Consider the following 22,404-nt stretch of genomic DNA (forward strand, 5'->3'; position numbering starts at 1 on the left):
AAGTTGAAAGATATATTATTATATAAGTACAATACTAATATGTATTGTACTTATACCTAAAATTACAGAATCTACTAAAACAAGGCAAAATGCCGTGTTTATCTCGTCAACTTGTTGGCGAGATTTTTTTATATCAACAATAAAAATTTCATGTATCTGGGAGTGGTCATATGAAAAGGAATTATATCTTAGGATTAGATATCGGGATTACATCAGTGGGTTATGGAATTATTGATTATGAAACTAAAGATGTCATAGATGCTGGTGTACGTTTATTTAAAGAGGCTAATGTTGAAAATAATGAAGGACGACGAGCAAAAAGAGGTACTAGAAGGCTTAAGAGACGTCGTAGACATAGATTACAAAGAGTAAAGAAACTTTTATTTGATCATAATTTGCTGACGGATCATAGTGAACAAAGTGGGATCAATCCTTACGAGACACGTGTAAAAGGATTAAGTCAAAAATTAAGTGAAGAGGAATTTTCTGTGGCATTGCTCCATTTAGCAAAGCGTAGAGGTGTACATAATGTTAATGAAGTGGAAGAAGATACAGGTAATGAATTATCCACAAAAGAACAAATTTCAAGAAATAGTAAAGCATTAGAAGAGAAGTATGTTGCGGAATTACAGTTGGAACGTTTGAAAGCAGACGGTGAAGTGAGAGGATCGATTAACCGTTTCAAAACATCTGACTATGTAAAAGAGGCAAAGCAGTTATTAAAAGTACAAAAAGCATATCATCAACTTGATCAATCATTTATAGATACTTATATCGATTTATTGGAAACAAGAAGAACATATTATGAGGGACCAGGTGAAGGTAGCCCATTTGGATGGAAAGATATTAAAGAATGGTATGAAATGTTAATGGGACATTGTACGTATTTCCCAGAAGAATTACGAAGTGTGAAATATGCCTATAATGCTGATTTATATAATGTGCTGAATGATTTGAACAACTTGGTTATTGTACGAGATGAGAATGAGAAGCTAGAGTATTATGAAAAATTCCAGGTTATCGAGAATGTCTTTAAACAAAAGAAAAAGCCGACGCTTAAACAAATCGCGAAGGAAATTTTGGTGAATGAAGAAGACATCAAAGGCTATCGTGTCACAAGTACAGGTAAACCAGAATTTACAAACTTCAAAGTTTATCACGATATAAAAGATATCACAGCAAGAAAAAAAATTCTTGAGAATGCAGAGCTACTCAATCAAATAGCTGAAATATTAACCATTTACCAGTCATCAGAAGATATTAAAGAAGAATTAGCAAACCTAAATTCAGAATTGGCACAAGAAGAGATTGAACAAATTTCAAAATTGACAGGTTATACAGGAACTCATAGCCTTTCTCTAAAGGCAATAAATTTAATATTAGATGAATTGTGGCATACAAACGATAATCAAATGGCAATCTTCAATCGTTTGAAACTTGTACCTAAAAAGGTGGATTTAAGCCAACAAAAAGAAATTCCTACGACTTTAGTTGATGATTTTATATTGTCTCCAGTTGTAAAACGTTCATTTATACAGTCTATTAAAGTAATTAACGCTATTATTAAAAAATACGGTTTGCCAAATGATATTATTATTGAACTTGCGAGAGAAAAGAATTCTAAAGATGCACAAAAAATGATTAATGAAATGCAGAAGAGAAATCGTCAAACGAATGAACGTATTGAGGAAATTATAAGAACAACAGGTAAAGAAAATGCTAAATATTTAATTGAAAAAATTAAGCTGCACGATATGCAAGAAGGGAAATGTTTATACTCGTTAGAAGCAATCCCTCTAGAAGATTTACTTAATAATCCATTCAATTACGAAGTAGACCATATTATTCCACGTTCTGTTTCTTTTGATAACTCTTTCAACAATAAAGTGTTGGTAAAACAAGAGGAAAATAGTAAAAAAGGTAATAGGACGCCATTTCAATATTTAAGTTCTTCAAATTCTAAAATAAGTTATGAGACATTCAAAAAGCATATTTTAAATCTTGCTAAAGGCAAAGGTAGAATCTCTAAGAAGAAAAAAGAATATTTGTTAGAAGAACGAGATATCAACCGCTTCAGTGTCCAAAAAGATTTTATTAACCGTAACTTAGTAGATACACGTTATGCGACAAGAGAGTTAATGAACTTATTAAGATCGTATTTTAGAGTGAATGACTTAGATGTCAAAGTGAAATCGATTAATGGCGGATTTACAAGTTTCTTAAGAAGGGAATGGGAGTTCAAAAAAGAAAGAAATAAGGGCTACAAACACCATGCTGAAGATGCACTGATTATTGCGAACGCTGATTTTATTTTCAAAGAATGGAAAAAACTAGATAAAGCTAAAAAAGTGATGGAAAATCAAACGGTCGAAGAAAAACAAGCTGAAAGTATGCCTGAAATTGAGACTGAGCAAGAGTATAAAGAAATTTTTATAACGCCTCACCAAATCCAAAACATTAAGGATTTTAAAGATTATAAGTATTCACATAGAGTTGATAAAAAGCCGAATAGAGAGTTAGTAAATGATACATTATATTCTACGAGAAAAGATGACAAAGGGAATACATTAATCGTTAATAACTTAAATGGGTTATACGATAAAGATAATGATAAATTGAAAAAATTAATTAATAAATCACCTGAAAAATTATTGATGTATCATCATGATCCACAAACGTATCAAAAGTTAAAATTGATCATGGAACAATATGGCAATGAGAAAAATCCTCTTTATAAATATCATAAAGAAACTGGCAATTACTTAACGAAATATAGTAAAAAAGATAATGGACCAGTCATCAAAAAAATTAAATATTATGGTAACAAGCTAAACGTGCACTTAGATATTACGAAGGATTATCCAACGAGCAGAAATAAAGTAGTAAAACTATCATTAAAACCGTATCGCTTTGATGTTTACTTAGATAATGGCGTATATAAATTTGTGACAGTTAAAAATTTAGAAGTTATCAAAAAAGAAAACTACTATGAAGTTAATTCAGAGTGTTATGAAAAAGCAAAGAAACTGAAGAAAATTAGTGATCAAGCAGAATTTATCGCAAGTTTTTACAATAATGACTTGATTAAGGTTAATGGGGAATTATATAGAGTCATAGGAGTAAATAATGATCTACTTAACCGAATTGAAGTAAATATGATAGACATCACATATAGAGAATACTTAGAGCATATGAATGATAAAAGATCACCTAGAATAATTAAAACCATAGCAAGTAAAACACAATCTATTAAAAAATATTCTACAGATATTTTAGGCAATCTTTATGAAGTGAAAAGTAAACAACATCCTCAAATGATAATGAAAGGATGATTAAATTTTGGCATGGAGAATTGTGTATCTTTCAGAAGTAGATAAGCTTGCATTAAATTTAAATAATTTAAAAGTCGCAAAAGGGGATTTGGAGGTTAAAATTCCCCTTAGCGATATTTTCGCAATAGTGATTGAAGATTTAACAACTACTATAACCTCTAGGCTTATGATAGAGCTATCTAAATATAATATTTTAGTTATTTTTTGTAATCAACATCATTTGCCAGAGTGTATGATTCAGCCGATTAATGGTCATTTTAATCAATATGGCCAAATGAAGGAACAGCTTCAATGGTCGGAAGAAAGAAAAGCTGAATTATGGAAATATATTTTGATTCAAAAAATACAAAATCAAATTCAGTGTATGAAACATTTTGAAGTGCATGAAGAAAGAATAATCAAAATGAAAACATTACAAACAATGGTTTCACCTAGAGATGAAATGAACATAGAGGGCCAAGCAGCTAAGTATTATTTTAATACATTTTTTAAAAATTTTAGACGTGATGATGATTTTTTAATAGAAAATATGGTGTTGAATTTTGGTTACACTATTTTAAATTCGGCAATCGCAAGAACAATTGTGGCTAAAGGATTGATTCCAGCTTTAGGAATACATCATAATGGTGCAAGAAACCACTTTAACCTTGCATCAGATATCATTGAAGTATTTAGACCATTAGTAGACTTATATCTTTTGAAACATCCTCCGAAAGTGGAATATATGACTAAAGAGTATAGGCTAGAGCTGATAAATCTGATGCATGCTAGGGTACAAATTGATGGGCAGCAGAATACAGTTATTAGGGCGATTGAAATTATGATTCAATCAATTATTGAGTATTTCAGAACAGGGAGATATGAAACACTCAAATTACCAAATATTAAGCAATATTCATTTTACAAATCATGAGTTATAAATTTATGAGAGTTTTGATTATGTTTGATCTCCCAACTGACTCAAAAGAAGAACGACGTTTATATAGTAAGTTCAGAAAGGGACTCATTTCGGAAGGGTTTTTGATGATGCAGTATTCTATTTACATTAAAAGTTGTATCAATAAAGATGCGGCGAATAGCAGTGTAAATTATGTGAAACGTATTTTACCACCAAATGGTCATGTTAGAGCTTTAACTATTACCGAAAAGCAATATGAAAAAATGAAAATATTGTTAGGAGATGAAGATAAAAATATCGAAATATTAGGAGATAATCGTACAATTTTATTTTAGGAGAAAACCTATGTATGAAGCAATTTTAGAAATCAACATTGATGCAATACCAAAAGTTATTTTAAATACTAGTATATATACATCTATTTATAATGAGGATTCAACGCATGAAGAATACATTTTAGATATGCTTAAGAATTATTTTCAACCTAGAAATTCAAATAAAGATACTGTTACAATTACAAACCTTACAGATTATGAAAGAGTATCACATAATCGGTTTAGAGGATTTCTCTTAGATCATTCTACAATTGAAAATGAACACCATTTATCAGCAACGAGTATGATGACTATGAAGATTATGAGAGAAATGCAAAGTGATATGGAAATAGAAGGTTATATTAATTCTATCAATGTACTGTTAGATGATTTACGAGATAATTTAAAAGGTACACTGCCACTTACTATTAAGTCTTTTGATTTAAAACTATTCATCAAACTACTCTCATTTAAATATGATTATTCGGAAGATTATGCCAGACTAATTACTCGTTTAGAACAAGTTGTCCCACTAGTAGTGGATGAAATGGATTATCAAGCAAAAGAAAAAGCATTTGTAATCTATTTATATCCAGAAGCTGGACTTAGTATTAAAGAACAAATAAGGTTCAGGAAAATACTAAACAACTTACCTGTTCCGGTTATTGTTTTAACCGAATCACCATGTTTTTTATCTGAGAGTATTAAAGGACTAAATTATTTTATTAATAATGTTCAAATGATTACTGAATCATTTTTTGAAGATAGCTATTGGAATGCGCCAATTAATGTGGAAAAAGAACAGATTGAAGAGAGGTTTGAATATTTATTTGTAAAATATTGTTCAGTTTTAGAAATAAAACCAATTATTTCTAACTATTTGCTTGCGGATATTATTGTTTTTAAAGATATTGATCTTTATATCATTATTTCATTTTTAAAACATTGTAATTTAGAATATCAATTAGATATCGATAAAACAAAAATTTCATTAGCGTTATCAACTTATCTATTTTCTTAATTATATTTCAAGGTTATAATTGTGCTAGAGGTTTTAGTACTCTGTAATTTTAGGTATAAGGTATATTAAATGCATCTGTACTATCCTTTTCACCTGGTTTTAGTACTCTGTAATTTTAGGTATAAGGTATATAACGTGCTACTGCTAAATTCAGCACAGTTGGTTTTAGTACTCTGTAATTTTAGGTATAAGGTATATTACATGGCAAAGAGGATATTGTCACAGAAGGTTTTAGTACTCTGTAATTTTAGGTATAAGGTATATTAAAAAAACCCCTCACTACGCCACATAGTGGTTTTAGTACTCTGTAATTTTAGGTATAAGGTATATCTGCGTCTGTTTTTGTGTGTGCTTTAGCGTGTTTTAGTACTCTGTAATTTTAGGTATAAGGTATATGTACGCAGAAGAAATGTTGAACGCAACACCGTTTTAGTACTCTGTAATTTTAGGTATATATATAGCAAGTATCCTAAATGCTCGATTCCAATCGTGAGCATCTTTAATTTATATATTACAAAATATGACTGCCATATTTTGTGTTTTTTATAAAGTATATTGAGTAATATGTAATTAGGAAATGAATGTTTTAAAAATGCTTCAATAATGTAGAGTTGTACATTTATAGCTTCTTTAACTCAATCCTCTCTTTTTGTTTCTTATCATATGAATCTCAGACAAAATAACTACAACTTAAATTACTTGTTTTTGAGAATTTTATTATTCTAAGTATTTTCAGTTTATTGTTTGGACAACAGAGACTTTGCATGAAATATAAGTGAAAATCTCAACACCCAATGGTTTTTTAATTCAAAATATCAAAAGCAAAAAGGCGATTTGTCCGTTTAATGCACAACTGTTCAAACTATAGAAATAGTAGCTAATATTTATTTGAATTCTAATATACACAAAAAAATACTTCAAACTAAATAACTACCAAATGAATGATCATTTTTATATCAAGCATCTATCGGTAGATTAATTTGTAAAACATGATACCTATGCGTATTATATAAAACTTAGAGAAAATGATTTATATATAACATCCATCGCAAAGGATAAAAATTAGTAGAATTATTGACAAGATAACAAAAAAATAATAAGAGCATCTTTCACTATACTTGGAAGATGCTCTTATTTTTAACAGTATATTTTCTATTTTAAAAATTCAATAGTAATATATCACAATTTGTAAATGAGATTCTTGTAACACTAATTGAAAGTGAATTTGTCGAATTCAAATATTATTGAGATACTACTTCTTATCATCCTAAATTAAGATGTATTATTAGAATTATTAAACTAGCTTAAAATTGTGTGCTTTCACGTTTAATATAGTGTGTATTTATATTGATATGATAAGCGTTTGTATCGTTCCCTTTAATATGTTTGTTAGTTAAGCAAACCACTTCTTTTGCTAGGGTAGTCTTCGGAATATCAATACTTGAGATAGACGGAGACACTAGCGAAGACATTTCGTTGTTATTAATTCCAATAATTTGAAGCTGTTCTGGCACCTTTATTTCACTACTTTTTATGGCTTGTCCGGCGCCAATTGCAATCATATCGTTAGCCGTCAAGACAACTTCGGTGGATTGACCTGACTCCAATATATATTTCATTGCCAACATGCCAGCTTCAATTGTCCAACCTTCCATCCAACTTTGAGGTGTAATACTATTTTCTTTTTCTGTTAAAATATTTACAGAGAAATTAGAATCTACGCGACTTATATTTTTTAATGAAAGGTTTAGTTTATTCATTTCATGGTCTAGAGCCACTGTTATTTCTCTAAAGTTTATATACAATATCTACTTATCATAGTGATAATTTAAATAGAAGTAAAAATATGACTAATATATTTAAATTAGTTTCCATATAAATATATCGGATAAATGAGTAAAACATTGCTCATTTATCCTTATTTATTTCATTACCTTAATAATAAATAAGGTTAAATTATAAAAATTGAGGTTTCTTAAGTTAAATTTTAAAAAAACATATAAAATTATTACAAAATTGATAAAATAGAATTTAATAGATAATAATTTAATAGGTGATGCAGATGGGAAACTTGTTAAAGATAGAAAATATGAAATATTCAATGGAAAATCTTAATGATTCAATCCAAAAATGGAAAACTTCGGCAGATGGAAAATACTTATTAAGGTATCCAACTGTATACATAATAAACGACAAAAAACGTGAAAATAACTTTGAAGTTTACGTTGGAGAAACAGCAGATATTAGAAATAGAACTAGACAACATCTTAATGCGGATACAAAAATGAAACCATTTTGGGAAAGCTTTTCTGAATCAAACAGTTCATCAATGTATGTGATTGGTCATGAATTATTTAATAAGTCATTAACCTTAGATATTGAAAATAGACTAATGCAGTATTTGTTAAGTGTAGATAGTATTTCTAGGGTTCATAATAGTAGAACAAATCAACAAAATGAATACTATACGTCTGAAAAGCTAGATGAAATTTTTTCTGATATTTGGAAAACATTAAATAATAAAAATAAATCTTTGTTTCCAATTGAAAGCATCATTAAAGATTCAGCAATATTTAAAGCATCTCCTTTTCATAAATTAACTCAAGAGCAAATTAATGCTAAGGAAGAGATATTAGATAAAATTAAAGAGTCGCTAATTTTAGATGAAGAAGGACAATTGATAATTGTTGAGGGAGAAGCTGGATCAGGAAAAACTGTTTTAATGAGTACGTTGCTTTATGAAATTGGAAAGTACAATTTAGATTTAGATGATAATCTAGATATTCATTTATTAGTAAATCAAAATGAGCATGTATCAATTTATAATCAAATAGTTACTAAATTGGGTATTTCTACTAAGAAGAATAAAATTGTTAGTAAACCAACTAGCTTTATTAATAGTCATTCATCAAATGAAAAAGTAGATGTTGTAATTGTAGATGAAGCACATTTACTTTTAACTCAAGGTAAACAGAGTTATCAAGGAAAAAATCATTTAAATGATTTATTGGAAAGAGCTAAAGTTGTAGTTATTGTTTTTGACTTAAAACAAGTACTTACAACTGAACAAATATGGGAAGTAGATAAGTTAAATTATTATTTTGATTACGCCAAAAATAAAAATAATCATATTACATTAAAAAATCAAATGCGCATTAATAGTGATGAAGCAACAATTAATTGGATAAGAAATTTGGTTGATGATCAAGTAATAAACAATATTCCTTTTGATAAAAAAGGTTATGAAATTAAAATCTTTGATACACCAATGGAATTAAAAAAATCTATCAAAGACAAGTCTCAAAATACAGAAAGTGGTATATCGAGAATGCTTGCCACCTTTGATTGGCAATATAAAGAAAAACCTCCTGAAAATAAGGACTATTGGAGAGTGGATATTGGCAATTTTTCAATGCCATGGAATTATCAATTGGAAGTTAGTAAAAAACAGTCGAACTTGCCTTGGGTTGAACAAGATCAATCAATAAATGAGATAGGCTCAACTTACACAATTCAAGGTTTAGACTTAAACTATGCTGGAGTAATAATTGGACCTTCTGTAAAATATAGAGATGGTAGGATTGTTTTTGATAAAGATAGTAGTGCTAATAAAAAGGCTACACGTCGGAGAACATTAGAAGATGGTTCAAAGCATCATTTTTCGGAAATGCTATTGAAAAATGAATTAAATGTTTTACTTACACGTGGTGTAAATGGTTTATATATTTATGCAGTAGATGAACAATTAAGAGAAGCACTTAAAAAAGCGTCTAAAGGTGATAAAAATGGATAAAACAAAAGATGTACTAAAAGAAATCAATCAATTTAGAGATGAACGTAATTGGAGACAATTTCACAATGAAAAGGATTTATCTTTATCAATTAGTTTAGAAGCAGCAGAATTACTTGAGCTATTTCAGTGGAAATCATCTGAAGAGGTAGTGGATACTAAGCGTGAGAGGTTAGCAGAAGAATTAGCAGATGTATTAATCTATAGTTATATGTTGGCAGATAATTTAGACTTTGATATTAATGAAATTATCCGTAAGAAACTAGTGAAAAATGTTGAAAAGTACCCAATAAACAAAAGCAAAGATTCAAATACTAAATATAAAGATTTATAATTAATAATATAGCCCCTGTTAACAATAATGTTAACAGGGGCTATATACATATCTGCGATAAAGTTTATAATTGTAGGGTTAAAACCTGATACTTGCTCATAGCTGCTTTAAGATTCTATATCTTCCTCTATTTTCGCTTCAAACTCATCGAGCAATGCACGAACTTCGTCTGTTGATTGTGTACTCATCAATTGATGTCGCAGTTCACTTGCACCTCTAATCCCTCGTACATAGATTTTAAAGAATCTGCGTAAACTTTTGAATTGTCGATTTTCTTTTTGAGAATATTTGTCGAATAATGTTAGATGTAATCTTAACAAGTCCAACAGTTCTTTACTCGTGTGTTCGCGTGGTTCTTTTTCAAAAGCAAAGGGATTATGAAAAATGCCTCTACCGATCATTACACCATCAATGCCATATTTTGTTGCAAGTTCAAGCCCTGTTTTTCTGTCTGGAATATCACCGTTAATAGTTAGCAATGTATTTGGTGCGATTTCATCACGCAGATTTTTGACTGCTTCGATTAATTCCCAGTGTGCATCTACATTACTCATCTCTTTACGAGTACGGAGATGGATAGATAAGTTTGCAATGTCTTGTTCGAAGACGTGTTTTAACCAATCTTTCCACTCATCTATTTCATAATATCCGAGGCGGGTTTTTACACTTACCGGTAGACCACCTGCTTTAGATGCTTGAATAATTTCAGCCGCGGTTTCAGGTCGAAGTATCAATCCAGAACCTTTACCTTTTTTTGCAACATTGGCTACGGGGCAACCCATATTTAAATCAATACCTTTAAAGCCCATCTCAGCCATACCGATACTCATTTCTCGGAAATGCTCCGGCTTGTCTCCCCATATATGAGCGACTATAGGCTGTTCATCTTCACTAAATGTTAAGCGTCCGCGAACGCTATCTATACCTTCAGGGTGACAAAAGCTATCAGTATTCGTAAATTCAGTGAAAAACACATCAGGTCTAGCTGCTTCACTAACAACATGACGAAAGACGATATCTGTAACGTCTTCCATAGGTGCCAAAATAAAAAATGGACGTGGTAATTCACTCCAAAAATTTTCTTTCATAATATATTTAAACCTTCTTTTCTATTAATATCTCGTCTATTTATCCATGATGATATTACCATAAATTTTCAACTTACACAAAAGGATATTGACCAGTCACAGACTGAATGAAGGGATGGCTAACGGTAGCAAAGAAATTAATAACGGGGAAGTGTATCACAAATGAAGGGGATTAATCACACACGTAGATTTTTTGAATATAAAAATCCCCTCAACATCTTTCGAATATTGAGGGGAATTATTTAAGAATATATTAATTTTTTTCGTGTAACTTTAAATGTAATGCATGTACTTTTTCTGCTAATTCATCAACTGGGCCATCGACATCAGCATTTTCTATAATTTGTTGAATAGGTAGACTTTTTACTGGTGATTGTGGTACCCCCATCTCACTCAACCACTTACCTAATTGTTCTGAAGAACTTGCATAAACGATTCTACCAAGACCTACCCAACCATGTGCAGCCGCACACATCGGGCAGTGTTCCCCAGAAGTATAAACAGTTGCTGACTTACGTTCTTCAGGAGATAAATGATTTGCAGCCCATCTCGCTATTTCAAATTCAGGATGTCTTGTATGATCACCGCCACTAACACGATTATGATCCTCAAATAAAATGTTACCTTCAGAACTTACTATAATAGATCCAAAAGGTTCATCTCCCTTATTCAGCGCCTGTTCCGCTAACTCGACACACCTTTCTAAAAAAGTAATATCAGATTTGCTAACCATTAAATTGCCTCCTTAGTTGTTATAGACCTAACATTAATAAAAAATACAAAACATTACAAATGAATAGTATTTATATAATTAATTAACTAAAAATTTATAAAATATATTATGTGGAATACATGGAAGGAATTTTGAATATTCGATTGACCACTATATTATTGATATTCATTCTAACAATATGGCACAATGTATTTACTAGAATAAGGGGTGCCATATGAAGATAGATAAAATCATAAATAACAATGTAATCAGTGTCACTCAAAACAACCAAGAGCATGTTGTGATGGGAAAAGGGATTGGGTTTCAAAAACAAGAGGGTGACATTGTAGAAGAGTCAAAGATAGATAAAATTTTTGATTTAAGTAGCCAAGAGATATCAGATCGTTTCAAAACGTTATTAATTGAAGTACCCATTGAGGTTGTTCAAGCTGTTGAGAAGATAATTGAGGTTGCAAAGATTGAATATAATAAAGATTTAAGTGATACGATTTATGTTGCACTTACTGATCATATTAACTTTGCTATAGAACGTCAACAAGAGGGGATGGCAATAAAAAATGGACTGCTATGGGAAATTAAAAAATTCTATCCTACTGAGTATGAAATAGGCGTGCGTGCTTTGGATTGGATTGATGAAATTGTAGGCGTTAAATTACCAATTGATGAAGCGGCTTTCGTTGCTATTCATTTGTTAAATGCTGAGCATAATAACTTAGCTGATTATAATCAAGTAACTGAAATGGTGCAGAATATTTTAAGTTTAGTGAAGTATCATTTTAGATTAGATTTCGATGAAGAAAGCTTAACTTATTTTAGATTTGTGACGCATTTAAAGTTTCTTGCACAACGTATTTTCTCAGATAATCCACTCGACACAAGCGAAATTGAGCTTTACGATATTGTGAAGGTAAAATATAAAACTGCGTTCAAGTGTGTGAAAAAGATTGAAGTGTTTTTACTGAAAAAATATCAATATGAGATGACGCGTGACGAAGCTTTATATTTAACAATTCATATTCAAAGATTGATTTCTAGAAATGAAAGCGTTGACAATTGATAAACGTGTGATATATTAAATTTAAGAAAACAAAATAAACAATTAATTGTTTAGGATTGTGACTGTTCGGCAGGCGAGACCTAAACCATTAATAGATGAATTTATCTTAGGATAAGTCTGTCTATTTGTGGTTTAGGTCTTTTTTATTGTTCTAAACAAGATGGGAGTGAAGGAAATGGCTAATAATCAAAGTATTGCCGAGGAAATACTGAAAAATATAGGTGGGAGTGATAACGTAAAGAATTTAACGCATTGTATGACGCGTTTAAGATTTGTGTTAAAGGATGAAAGCAAGGCAAATGATGAGGGCATAAAAAATATTGATGGGGTAATGGGTTTACGTAAACAAGGTGGACAATATCAAGTAATCGTTGGTAATAACGTTTCGAAGACATATACTGAATTGATGAAATTAGGTGTGAGTGGTGGTGCTAAAAGTAACGAGCCTGTTGAAAAGGAAAAATTAACATTCAAACAGATAGGCATTAATATTTTAGATGCAATCATTGGCACGATGTCACCATTAATCCCTGCCATCATCGGTGGATCAATGATTAAATTATTAGCAATGCTTTTAAGTATGACTGGTATATTATCAGAAGAAAGCTCAACGTTTAATATCTTAAATACTATCGGAGATGCACCATTCTTCTTCTTACCAATGCTTGTTGCAGTATCCGCTGCTAGGAAGTTTAACAGTAATGTGTTCTTGGCACTGGCAGTTGCTGGGGTTATGGTTCACCCAGAATTTATGGATATTATGTTGAAAGCATCTGAAGGTAAAGAAGCAACATTTGCATTTATTCCAGTCATGTCAGTGAAATATACGTATACGATTATTCCTGCAATTGTAATGACTTGGTTATTGAAATACATTGAAGATTTTGCAGACCGTATTACGCCAATTGTTATGAAAAACTTCTTAAAACCTATGTTAATCTTATTAATTGCAGCGCCTATTGCGATTATTATTGTTGGGCCAAGTGGTATTTTAATCGGTACAGGATTATCTCAAATTGTATTCTTTGTACATGATAAATTAGGGTTCTTAGCTGTAGCAATTGTTGGTGCATTATGGCCATTATTAGTTATGACAGGTATGCACCGTGTGTTCACACCAACAATTGTTCAAACAATTGCTGAAACAGGTAAAGAGGGTATGGTTATGCCATCTGAGATTGGTGCAAACTTATCTCTTGGTGGAGTTTCACTTGCAGTAGCGTTCAAAACTAAAAATAGAGAATTGCGTCAAACATCATTGGCTGCAGCATCATCAGCGATTATTGCAGGTATTACTGAACCTGCATTATATGGGGTAGCTATTCGTTTAAAACGTCCAATGATTGCCTCTGTTATAACAGGCTTTATTGCAGGTGCGGTTGCAGGTCTTGCAGGACTGGCGAGTCACTCTATGGCAGCACCTGGCCTATTTACGAGTGTTCAATTTATAGATCAAAATAATCCTATGAGTATATTTTGGGTTATTGTAGTTATGGTTTTATCAATTGTTATTTCATTCGTTTTAACGTTAATACTTGGATTTGAAGATATTCCAGAATCAGAGGATGAATTATTAGATTTGGGTACAAAAGATGATATTACTGTTGCAGCGCCAGTTGAAGGTAGAGTTAAACCGATTGAAAGTGTTGAAGATGATGTATTTAGTAGAGAAGTTATTGGAAAAAGTATCGCAATTGAACCAACAGGAAATACAATTTACGCACCTGTAACAGGAACAGTTACTTCTGTTTTCCCGACAAAACATGCTATTGGTATTACAGGTGACGATGGAATTGAAGTATTAATTCATGTTGGTATTGATACAGTGAAATTAGATGGTGGTCCTTTCATATCCGTAATAGAAGAAGGGGATCATGTGAATATTGGTGACGTTATTGGGACATTTGATTTAGAACAAATTATAGAAGCGGGTTATGATCCTACAACGATAGTAGTAATTACAAATACAGATGATTATGATTCGATTACGTCATTTGATAGAGACGACGTTCAAGCACATACATCGATATTAGGAGTGGTTAAATAATGACAATAAAAACATTTCCAGAAAATTTTCTTTGGGGTGGTGCAATTGCTGCAAACCAAACTGAGGGCGCATGGAATATAGGTGGCAGGGGATTAAGTAATATAGATTTAATACCTCATGGCACTAATCGTCAAGAAGTAAAATTAGGGTATAAAAAACCAGGACTGAGCGATGATGAATATTATCCAAGCCATACAGGTATTGATTTTTATCATCGTTATAAAGAAGATATTGCTTTACTTGCTGAAATGGGATTGAAAGTCTTCAGAACGTCTATTTCTTGGAGTAGAATTTATCCAAATGGTGATGAAGCAAGACCAAATCAAGCAGGTATAGATTATTACACTGATTTATTTAAAACATGTAAAGAACATAATATGGAATTGCTTGTAACACTTGCGCATTTTGATATTCCAATGGGTATTGTTGAGCAATACAATGGTTGGAAGAATAGAGAAACAATCAATTTATATATTAAATTTGCAGAAACGTGTTTTGAATACTTTGGAGAATATGTTAACTACTGGATCCCATTTAATGAAATCAACGTAGTGTTACACAGCCCGTTTTCAGGTGGGGGTTTGTACTTTGATGTAAATGAAAATAAGGAAGAAATGTTATATCAAGCAGCTCATTACATGTTAGTAGCAAGTGCTAGAGCTGTTGAAAGTTGTCATCGTATCACACCTAATGCGAAAATTGGATGTATGATTGCTGGCGGTAGTTTCTATCCTTATAGTTGCAACCCAGAAGATGTATGGAAGTCTATGAATGATGAGAGAAAAAATACATTCTTCGTAGATGTACAAGCAAAAGGGAAATACCCTTATTATATGGATTCATTCTTTAAATCTAAAGGTATCAATATTGAAATCAATGAAAATGATAAAGAAATATTAAAACACACTGTAGATTTTGTAGCATTTAGTTATTATGCATCTCGTACTTCCATTGCAGATATATCAAGAGTAGAAAAAAATGAAGGTAATATTATTGTATCTGCCAAAAATCCTTACTTAAAAATGAGTGATTGGGGTTGGGTCATCGATCCTCTTGGTTTAAGAATTACAATGAATCAAATATATGAAAGATTTGAGAAGCCACTCTTTGTTGTAGAGAATGGATTAGGTGCGAAAGATGTAATAGAAGCAGATGGTAGTATTCAAGATGATTATCGTATAGATTATATGCAACAACATATTCAATCAATGTATGATGGAATTCAAGATGGTGTACCACTACTAGGCTATATTAGTTGGGGCATTATTGATTTAGTATCAGCCTCAACGGGTGAAATGAGTAAACGATACGGTATGATTTATGTAGATAAAGACGATACTGGTAATGGGACATTAGAACGTAGAAAGAAGAAGTCATTTGATTGGTATAAACAAGTGATACATCAAAATGGTATAGAAATGTAAAAACAGATAGGGATTCAAGTAGCTATTCTTGGATCTCTATCTGTTTTATTATTAATTATTCACTAATATTTTTCAAAACTTCTTCAGCTACTTCACTTACTATTTTATCATTAGGTTTAGCGTCTTTATTATTTTTATTAGTGAATATAACTAATATTATAGGTTTATCTTGTCCTTTTGGATAAATAAAAGCAACATCATTTCTTGAACCATACGTAACTGCCTGACCGCTTTTATCCATAACTTTAAAGTCGGATGGAGCACCATCCTTAATTAACGTATCTCCACTTTTATTTTTTAACATTAGGTTCATTAAGAAATCTTTATTTGATTTACTAAGATTGCCGTCGATTATAAGTTTATTCAATGTTTTACCAAAGGCTAAGGGAGTGGTTGTATCTCGTTTGTCTTTTGGTGTATATAAATTCAAATCGGGTTCTTTTCTTGATGGATACGTCATTGTATCACCTAAGTCTACTAATCTTTTTTTAACTTCTTTATAACCACCTAGCTCGTCAATAACTTTATTATTAGCAGTATTATCACTATATAACATGTTAGCTTCTATAAGTTTCTTTAAAGTTATCTCTTTGTCGACATATTTTTCTAACACAGGTGAATATGTAACAATATCGTCCTTACTTATGTGAATTTTTTTATCTAATTTATTAGAAGGTACTTTTTCAAGTAACATGGCACTACTTACAGCTTTTAATGTAGACGCGTAAGCAAAGCGTTTATCTTCATTAAATGATAATTCTTCACCGTTTTGAGTATTAAGAGCATACATACCTACATTTGCATCATATTTTTTCTCGATTTTATCTATTGCACTATTATTTGAATCTTTATTATTACAAGCACTTAATACCAATACTAATACGCTTAATATTATTAATTTTTTCATTTTTAGACCCCTTTATATTAAAAATGTAATCTTCGTGAAAATAATAACATTATAACATGTTGAATGAATAACAAAAATCAAATAATTATACAAAATATAGAAACAATATAATTCGGTAGGTATAATTTTACACCAAAAGTGAAAGGGTTTACAATGGGGAGTAACATATAATTAAAGGGGTTGATTGTATTGGTAAATATAAAAAAAGAACGTATGAAAATCTATGTTTTGGATAATGGACGCATGCAAATGGACAAAAATCTAATGATAGCTAATTCAAACCAAGCCACGCTCGACAATCCTAATAAAGAAAATGAATTACATGAATTTCCGATTTATACAGTTTTTATAGACCATCCGGATGCTAAAATTTTATTTGATACTGCTTGTAATCCTAATTCAATGGGTGAAGAGGGTCGTTGGATTAATGCGACACAGAAAGCTTTTCCGTATTTTTCAGATGACTCGTGTCATTTACCTAATAGGCTAGAACAGTTAGGCGTAGATCCTAAAGATGTAGATATAGTAGTTGCTTCACATTTACATCTAGACCACGCTGGTTGTTTAGAATATTTTACAAACGCAACTGTTATTGTTCATGATGATGAATTCAGTGGTGCGATGAAGTGCTATGCACGTAACCAACAAGAAGGTGCATATATTTGGAGTGATATTGATGCTTGGATTAAAAGTGATTTAACTTGGCACACAATTTCACGTGATCAAGACCACTTGAACCTTGTAGATGGCGTGAAGGTACTGAATTTTGGTAGTGGCCATGCATGGGGGATGATTGGTCTTGAAATTGAAACGGAAGAGCTAGGCACGTTAATCTTAGCTTCTGATGCTATTTACACACGAGAAAGTATGGAACCTAAATTGCAGCCACCTGGTATTATTTATGATTCCATTGGTTGGGCAAACTCAGTTGAATACATTAAGCGACTCGCAAAAGAAAAAAACGCAGAAATCTGGTTTGGTCATGACGGTAATCAATTTGAGACTTTTAGAAAATCTACTGATGGTTATTATGAATAAAGGGTGTGTATATAAATGAAGACAAAAGCAGCAGTATTATATGAAATGGGTGTAGAAGGTCCTTATGAAAAAGCTGAACCTTTAAAGATAGAAACATTAAACCTTGATAATCCTAACAAAAATGAAGTATTAATTAAAATTCATGCAGCAGGTTTATGTCATTCTGATTTATCAGTGATTAACGGAAGTCGACCGCGACCAATGCCTATGGCGTTAGGACATGAAGCGGCAGGAGAGATTATAGAACTAGGTGAAAATGTTACCGATTTTGAAGTTGGAGACCATGTTGTTTGTACATTTATTCCAAGCTGTGGAAAGTGTATACCTTGTCGTGAAGGACGACCGGCATTATGTGAAAATGGTGCTGCTTCAAATGAAAAAGGTGAAATGCTAGAAGGTGGATTTCGTTTATCTAAAGATAATGATGTCATCCATCACCATTTAGGCGTTTCTGGATTTTCTGAATATGCTGTTGTATCAGAAAATTCTATAGTAAAAATTGATCCAAATATTCCTTATGAACGTGCAGCTGTGTTTGGTTGTGCTGTTATTACTGGTATAGGAGCCGTTATAAATACAGCGGAGATTAGACCAGGTAGTAATGTCGCTGTAGTAGGACTTGGAGGAATAGGATTAAATGCTATTATTGGTGCAAAACTGGCCGGTGCAAATGAAATAATTGCATTAGATATAAATGAAGATAAATTTGAAATAGCTAAAAAATTAGGTGCAACAGCAGTATATAATTCAGGCGATGAAAATGTAATAGAAGAAGTTAAGCAATATATTACAGGCGGGGCTGAATATGTATTTGAAACAGCAGGTGTAGTGCCAGCAATGAAAGTAGCATATGCAATAACAAAACGAGGTGGAACAACAGTTACAACAGGTTTACCTGATCCTAAAGCAGAATTATCAATACCTCAAGTAACTTTAGCAGCTGAAGAAAGAACGATTAAAGGTTCATATGTTGGAAGTTGTGTTCCTGATCGTGATATACCTAGGTTTGTTAGTTTGTATCAAAGTAATCGGCTTAACGTTGATCCATTAATCAGTGATGTCATTTCACTTAATGAGATAAATAAAGGCTTTGATCAATTAGCAAATGGCGATGCAGGTAGAATTATTATTAAAATGACAGAATCATAAATATAGTAGTTTAAAATAATCATCATTAACCAAATTTATAATATAAAATAAGCACATCACTTTGTGTACTGAATTTCATCAGTAGAGTGATGTGCTTACTATTTTGTCATCTACATTTTTAAGATTACGACTTCCTATAGTTGTTATTTCATTCTATTGACCAATGATTATTTTAGTTAAGTAATCATTTTCATCAAAGAAAGCCTTATATGAACCATCATTAGTATTATAATATACCATTGTACCATCTCCGATACCTGAATCACCTTCTCCTCCCATATCATTAGAAGCATGTGCTTTTTTGAAAGTTTCTTTAGATACCGTATTTGGTTTAGTATTAAAGCTAATTTGAATAACTTCATTATCATCGTTAAAATCTACAGTTGTATCATAAACTTTTATACTATGGTCATAATTTTTATAAGCTTTTGGATCTACTTTATAGTTATCAATTGAAACATTGTCATATTTCAATGCACGTACAAAATTATAATCTTGTGTAAACGAAGGATCATATGTTGTATAACCGTAATAGTTATACCAAGGTGTTTGTGCCATTTCTTCTGAAGCGCCTTGTGTACTTGCACCGCTTGCTGCTCCTTCACCATGCCCCCATTTTTGAACTTGCTCTGCTGCTTGAGCTTCTGGACCACTTGTCGTTATAAATGCTGCTGAAGAACCTGCGACAAGTGTTGATACAACGACAGATGCTGAAAGTAACTTTCCTACTTTACGCATAATAAACCACTCCTTAATTTTTGAGTACCTTTGACCATAACTGCTTAGTCAACATTCAAATGCATAAATCCTTGAACAAGTACTATCTTTACTTATTTGTCGTTTTTCCAGTTCAAACACATGCAATGCCCTTTCAATTTAAGTTGCTAGGTGGGAATACCACTCCTTTATCATTCGCTATTATCGAGTGTAATTATTCACTTTTATTGTACATCAAATACACATAATTGCAAATATATCTATAAGAATTGAGTGTATAAAATAGGTAATACAAGCTTAAACATAATTAATTTACCTATTAAAATTATATTTACCATTTGTGTAAACCTATTTAATTAGAAAATTCTTTATTTTCTTCAATTAGCATGAAGAGTACTTGGTTTATTATTTTAGTATATTAAAATTTTGTAAAATGAGATGACTAACCCATTGAATGAATATGATTTTTTATGTGAAAATTATTTAAAAATAGATTTTTTTATTTTTGATAGTAAATAAAGTTTTATAAAATAAATATGAATATTCCAAAAAAATAAAAAATTCATAAATAACAATTGTAATTTGTTAGAGTGCAATGTAATATGTAAATACAACTAATCTTAGAGGGGGAGTTTATGCAGTGAGAGAAAGACAAAGGTTTTCTATAAGGAAGTTTGGGGTTGGAGTTGGATCAGTATTAATTGGTCTTACTATTTTTGCAACAAGCGGGAATGTTGCAGCGGCTGACGAGAAACAGAATAATGAAGGTAATTTTGGGTCCGTCGCATCAGGTGAAAATACAGGTGATATTAGGAAACCTTTACAAAACGCTACAGAAAAGCCAATAGAAGATGAAAAAGATACGGTTGAATCTACTCAACGAGAGACTGAAAATGTGAAAGATACAGAAGAAATAGTACCAGAAGCAGAAACACCAGCAGAAGGTGAAACAGGCTTAGAAGAAGTAGTGCAAGAAGAGCCAGAAACGTCAGAGTCAGAAACACCAGTAGAAGGTGAAAAAGAGCCAGAAACGTCAGAGCCAGAAGCACCAGTAGAAGGTGAAAAAGAACCAGAAGATTCAGAGTCAGAAACACCAACAGAAGGTGAAAAAGAACCAGAAGACTCAGAGTCAGAAACACCAACAGAAGGTGAAAAAGAACCAGAAGATTCAGAGTCAGAAACACCAACAGAAGATGAAAAAGAACCAGAAGACTCAGAGTCAGAAGCACCAACAGAAGGTGAAAAAGATACAGAAGACTCAGAATCAGAAACACCAACAGAAGATGAAAAAGAACCAGAAGATTCAGAAACACCGGCTGAGGAAGAAAAAGATGCAGAAAAAGAACCAGATAAAAAAGCGACACTTCCACGAAGAACAAATGAAAATAGTCAGGTTAGAGAAGATAATATAGCAACCGCTGCTGTTGCAGATGTTACACTTTTAGATAATATGGAACTAACCGCGAATCATAATAATGGTAATTTAAACCTAAAATTAGAGGGAAGACCTTTAGTTAGTTTAGGTATAGTAAATATGTATCCAACATTCCAATTGCCTCCACAAATTCGTGATTTAATGTCAAATCCTGATTTTAGAAATGCTATTAAAATAGATTATGATTTACCAGGCGTAGGCGGAATAATTAGAAACACCGGAACTGTAAAGGGTAGCGACTTAAATATTGATCCTAATACAGGTTTAGTTTATGGATCAGTTCGAAATTTAGTAAATTTAGGTGTTGGTAGTAGAATTACATATAATTTAGTGATTGATTTAAATCAATTAACTGAAAATGGTATGTTACCTGGATCTGACCAACCGGGAAGGCAAGAATATAAGTTTACATCAGCTGTAGGTAGCGGTTTGATAAATCTTGATATTCTTGCAAATAATGGTAATGATGCATCTATAATTATAGAAAATGAAGATGATTCAGAATCGATTAGTGAGTCCGAATCGATTAGCGCGAGCGAGTCATTAAGTGAGTCGGAATCGTTGAGTGCAAGCGAGTCATTAAGTGAATCAGAATCGATCAGTACAAGTGAATCACTAAGTGAGTCAGAATCATTGAGCGCGAGTGAATCATTAAGCGAGTCAGAGTCATTAAGTACAAGTGAGTCATTAAGTGAATCAGAGTCATTGAGTGCAAGTGAGTCTCTAAGTGAGTCAGAGTCATTGAGCGCGAGTGAATCATTAAGTGAGTCGGAGTCATTGAGTGCAAGTGAATCTCTAAGTGAGTCAGAGTCATTGAGTACAAGTGAATCACTAAGTGAGTCAGAATCATTGAGTGCGAGTGAATCGTTAAGCGAGTCAGAATCATTAAGTACAAGTGAGTCATTAAGCGAGTCGGAGTCATTGAGTGCAAGTGAATCACTAAGTGAATCGGAATCGATCAGTACAAGTGAGTCATTGAGCGAAAGCGAATCATTAAGTACAAGTGAATCTCTAAGCGAGTCGGAATCATTGAGTGCAAGCGAGTCATTAAGTGAGTCAGAATCGTTGAGTGCAAGCGAATCATTAAGTGAGTCATTAAGTGAATCAGAGTCATTAAGCA

Annotated in this window: 17 protein-coding genes and 1 CRISPR repeat array; of the genes, 12 read left to right on the forward strand and 5 right to left on the reverse strand. The window is 31.8% G+C overall.

Going from position 1 to position 22,404, the window contains the following annotated elements; translation table 11 throughout:
• Positions 1–170: 170 nt before the first annotated feature.
• Genes cas9 through LQ682_RS12390 form a run of 4 tightly spaced genes read left to right on the forward strand, consistent with a single transcriptional unit; the run spans position 171 to position 5,565 of the window.
• The gene (gene cas9, locus LQ682_RS12375) at positions 171–3,332 is read left to right on the forward strand and encodes a type II CRISPR RNA-guided endonuclease Cas9 (protein WP_182093639.1); all 3,162 of its coding nucleotides are present in this window, start codon (positions 171–173) and stop codon (positions 3,330–3,332) included.
• A gap of 7 nt (positions 3,333–3,339) precedes the next feature.
• Positions 3,340–4,245, forward strand: a complete 906-nt coding sequence (gene cas1 / locus LQ682_RS12380; RefSeq protein ID WP_218688672.1) for a type II CRISPR-associated endonuclease Cas1 — start codon at positions 3,340–3,342, stop codon at positions 4,243–4,245.
• Positions 4,246–4,256: 11 nt separating this feature from the next.
• Positions 4,257–4,565: a CRISPR-associated endonuclease Cas2 gene (gene cas2 / locus LQ682_RS12385; RefSeq protein WP_147640556.1), complete on the forward strand. Its 309-nt coding sequence runs from the start codon at positions 4,257–4,259 to the stop codon at positions 4,563–4,565.
• 10 nt (positions 4,566–4,575) lie between these two features.
• Complete coding sequence (locus LQ682_RS12390; protein WP_182093637.1) at positions 4,576–5,565, forward strand: hypothetical protein; 990 nt, start codon at positions 4,576–4,578, stop codon at positions 5,563–5,565.
• 29 nt (positions 5,566–5,594) lie between these two features.
• A CRISPR array of direct repeats spans positions 5,595–5,961; the repeat unit is 37 nt; unit sequence GGTTTTAGTACTCTGTAATTTTAGGTATAAGGTATAT.
• 908 nt (positions 5,962–6,869) lie between these two features.
• Here LQ682_RS12390 and LQ682_RS12395 read toward each other — a convergent pair.
• On the reverse strand, positions 6,870–7,343 hold the full coding sequence (locus LQ682_RS12395) for a substrate-binding domain-containing protein (RefSeq protein WP_218688673.1): 474 nt from the start codon (positions 7,341–7,343) through the stop codon (positions 6,870–6,872).
• A gap of 284 nt (positions 7,344–7,627) precedes the next feature.
• On the opposite strand from LQ682_RS12395, the gene LQ682_RS12400 reads away from it, so the two are divergent.
• Entirely contained in the window at positions 7,628–9,358 is a 1,731-nt protein-coding gene (locus LQ682_RS12400) for a DUF2075 domain-containing protein (protein WP_218688674.1), read from the forward strand.
• The gene (locus LQ682_RS12405; protein ID WP_103269373.1) at positions 9,351–9,689 is read left to right on the forward strand and encodes a nucleotide pyrophosphohydrolase; all 339 of its coding nucleotides are present in this window, start codon (positions 9,351–9,353) and stop codon (positions 9,687–9,689) included. Before LQ682_RS12400 ends, LQ682_RS12405 begins: the two co-directional genes overlap by 8 nt.
• Before the next feature lie 107 nt (positions 9,690–9,796).
• Here the strand turns inward: LQ682_RS12405 and LQ682_RS12410 are convergent, their stop codons facing one another.
• Positions 9,797–10,777: a tRNA dihydrouridine synthase gene (locus LQ682_RS12410; RefSeq protein ID WP_103269372.1), complete on the reverse strand. Its 981-nt coding sequence runs from the start codon at positions 10,775–10,777 to the stop codon at positions 9,797–9,799.
• A 253-nt stretch (positions 10,778–11,030) separates the two neighbouring features.
• Positions 11,031–11,510 carry a nucleoside deaminase gene (locus tag LQ682_RS12415; protein ID WP_070044772.1) on the reverse strand — a complete coding sequence of 160 codons (480 nt, stop codon included), beginning with the start codon at positions 11,508–11,510 and terminating at the stop codon, positions 11,031–11,033.
• A 214-nt stretch (positions 11,511–11,724) separates the two neighbouring features.
• On the opposite strand from LQ682_RS12415, the gene licT reads away from it, so the two are divergent.
• The 3 genes from licT (at position 11,725) to ascB (ending at position 16,038) form a co-directional block, all read left to right on the forward strand.
• The gene (licT, locus tag LQ682_RS12420; RefSeq protein ID WP_218688675.1) at positions 11,725–12,567 is read left to right on the forward strand and encodes a BglG family transcription antiterminator LicT; all 843 of its coding nucleotides are present in this window, start codon (positions 11,725–11,727) and stop codon (positions 12,565–12,567) included.
• Between the two features lie 175 nt (positions 12,568–12,742).
• Complete coding sequence (gene ascF / locus LQ682_RS12425; RefSeq protein ID WP_218688676.1) at positions 12,743–14,614, forward strand: PTS cellobiose/arbutin/salicin transporter subunit IIBC; 1,872 nt, start codon at positions 12,743–12,745, stop codon at positions 14,612–14,614.
• Positions 14,614–16,038 carry a 6-phospho-beta-glucosidase gene (ascB, locus tag LQ682_RS12430; protein WP_016999795.1) on the forward strand — a complete coding sequence of 475 codons (1,425 nt, stop codon included), beginning with the start codon at positions 14,614–14,616 and terminating at the stop codon, positions 16,036–16,038. Before ascF ends, ascB begins: the two co-directional genes overlap by 1 nt.
• A gap of 55 nt (positions 16,039–16,093) precedes the next feature.
• Here ascB and bla read toward each other — a convergent pair whose 3' ends face one another.
• Complete coding sequence (gene bla, locus LQ682_RS12435; RefSeq protein ID WP_064205282.1) at positions 16,094–16,945, reverse strand: BlaZ-like penicillin-hydrolyzing class A beta-lactamase; 852 nt, start codon at positions 16,943–16,945, stop codon at positions 16,094–16,096.
• 189 nt (positions 16,946–17,134) lie between these two features.
• On the opposite strand from bla, the gene ahlS reads away from it, so the two are divergent.
• A complete protein-coding gene (gene ahlS, locus LQ682_RS12440; RefSeq protein WP_064205281.1) occupies positions 17,135–17,983 on the forward strand; it encodes an AhlS family quorum-quenching N-acyl homoserine lactonase in 849 nt (282 codons plus the stop codon).
• A 15-nt stretch (positions 17,984–17,998) separates the two neighbouring features.
• Entirely contained in the window at positions 17,999–19,132 is a 1,134-nt protein-coding gene (locus tag LQ682_RS12445; RefSeq protein ID WP_218729249.1) for a zinc-dependent alcohol dehydrogenase family protein, read from the forward strand.
• A gap of 153 nt (positions 19,133–19,285) precedes the next feature.
• Here the strand turns inward: LQ682_RS12445 and isaB are convergent, their stop codons facing one another.
• On the reverse strand, positions 19,286–19,870 hold the full coding sequence (gene isaB / locus LQ682_RS12450; RefSeq protein ID WP_239724399.1) for an immunodominant staphylococcal antigen IsaB family protein: 585 nt from the start codon (positions 19,868–19,870) through the stop codon (positions 19,286–19,288).
• 619 nt (positions 19,871–20,489) lie between these two features.
• Between isaB and LQ682_RS12455 the strand changes: the two genes are divergently transcribed.
• Positions 20,490–22,404, forward strand: a 1,915-nt coding sequence (locus LQ682_RS12455; RefSeq protein WP_239724414.1) for a YSIRK-type signal peptide-containing protein, incomplete at its 3' end; no start/stop codon positions are given.

Source organism: Mammaliicoccus sp. A-M4 (assembly GCF_022386955.1).
Classification (GTDB): domain Bacteria; phylum Bacillota; class Bacilli; order Staphylococcales; family Staphylococcaceae; genus Mammaliicoccus; species Mammaliicoccus lentus.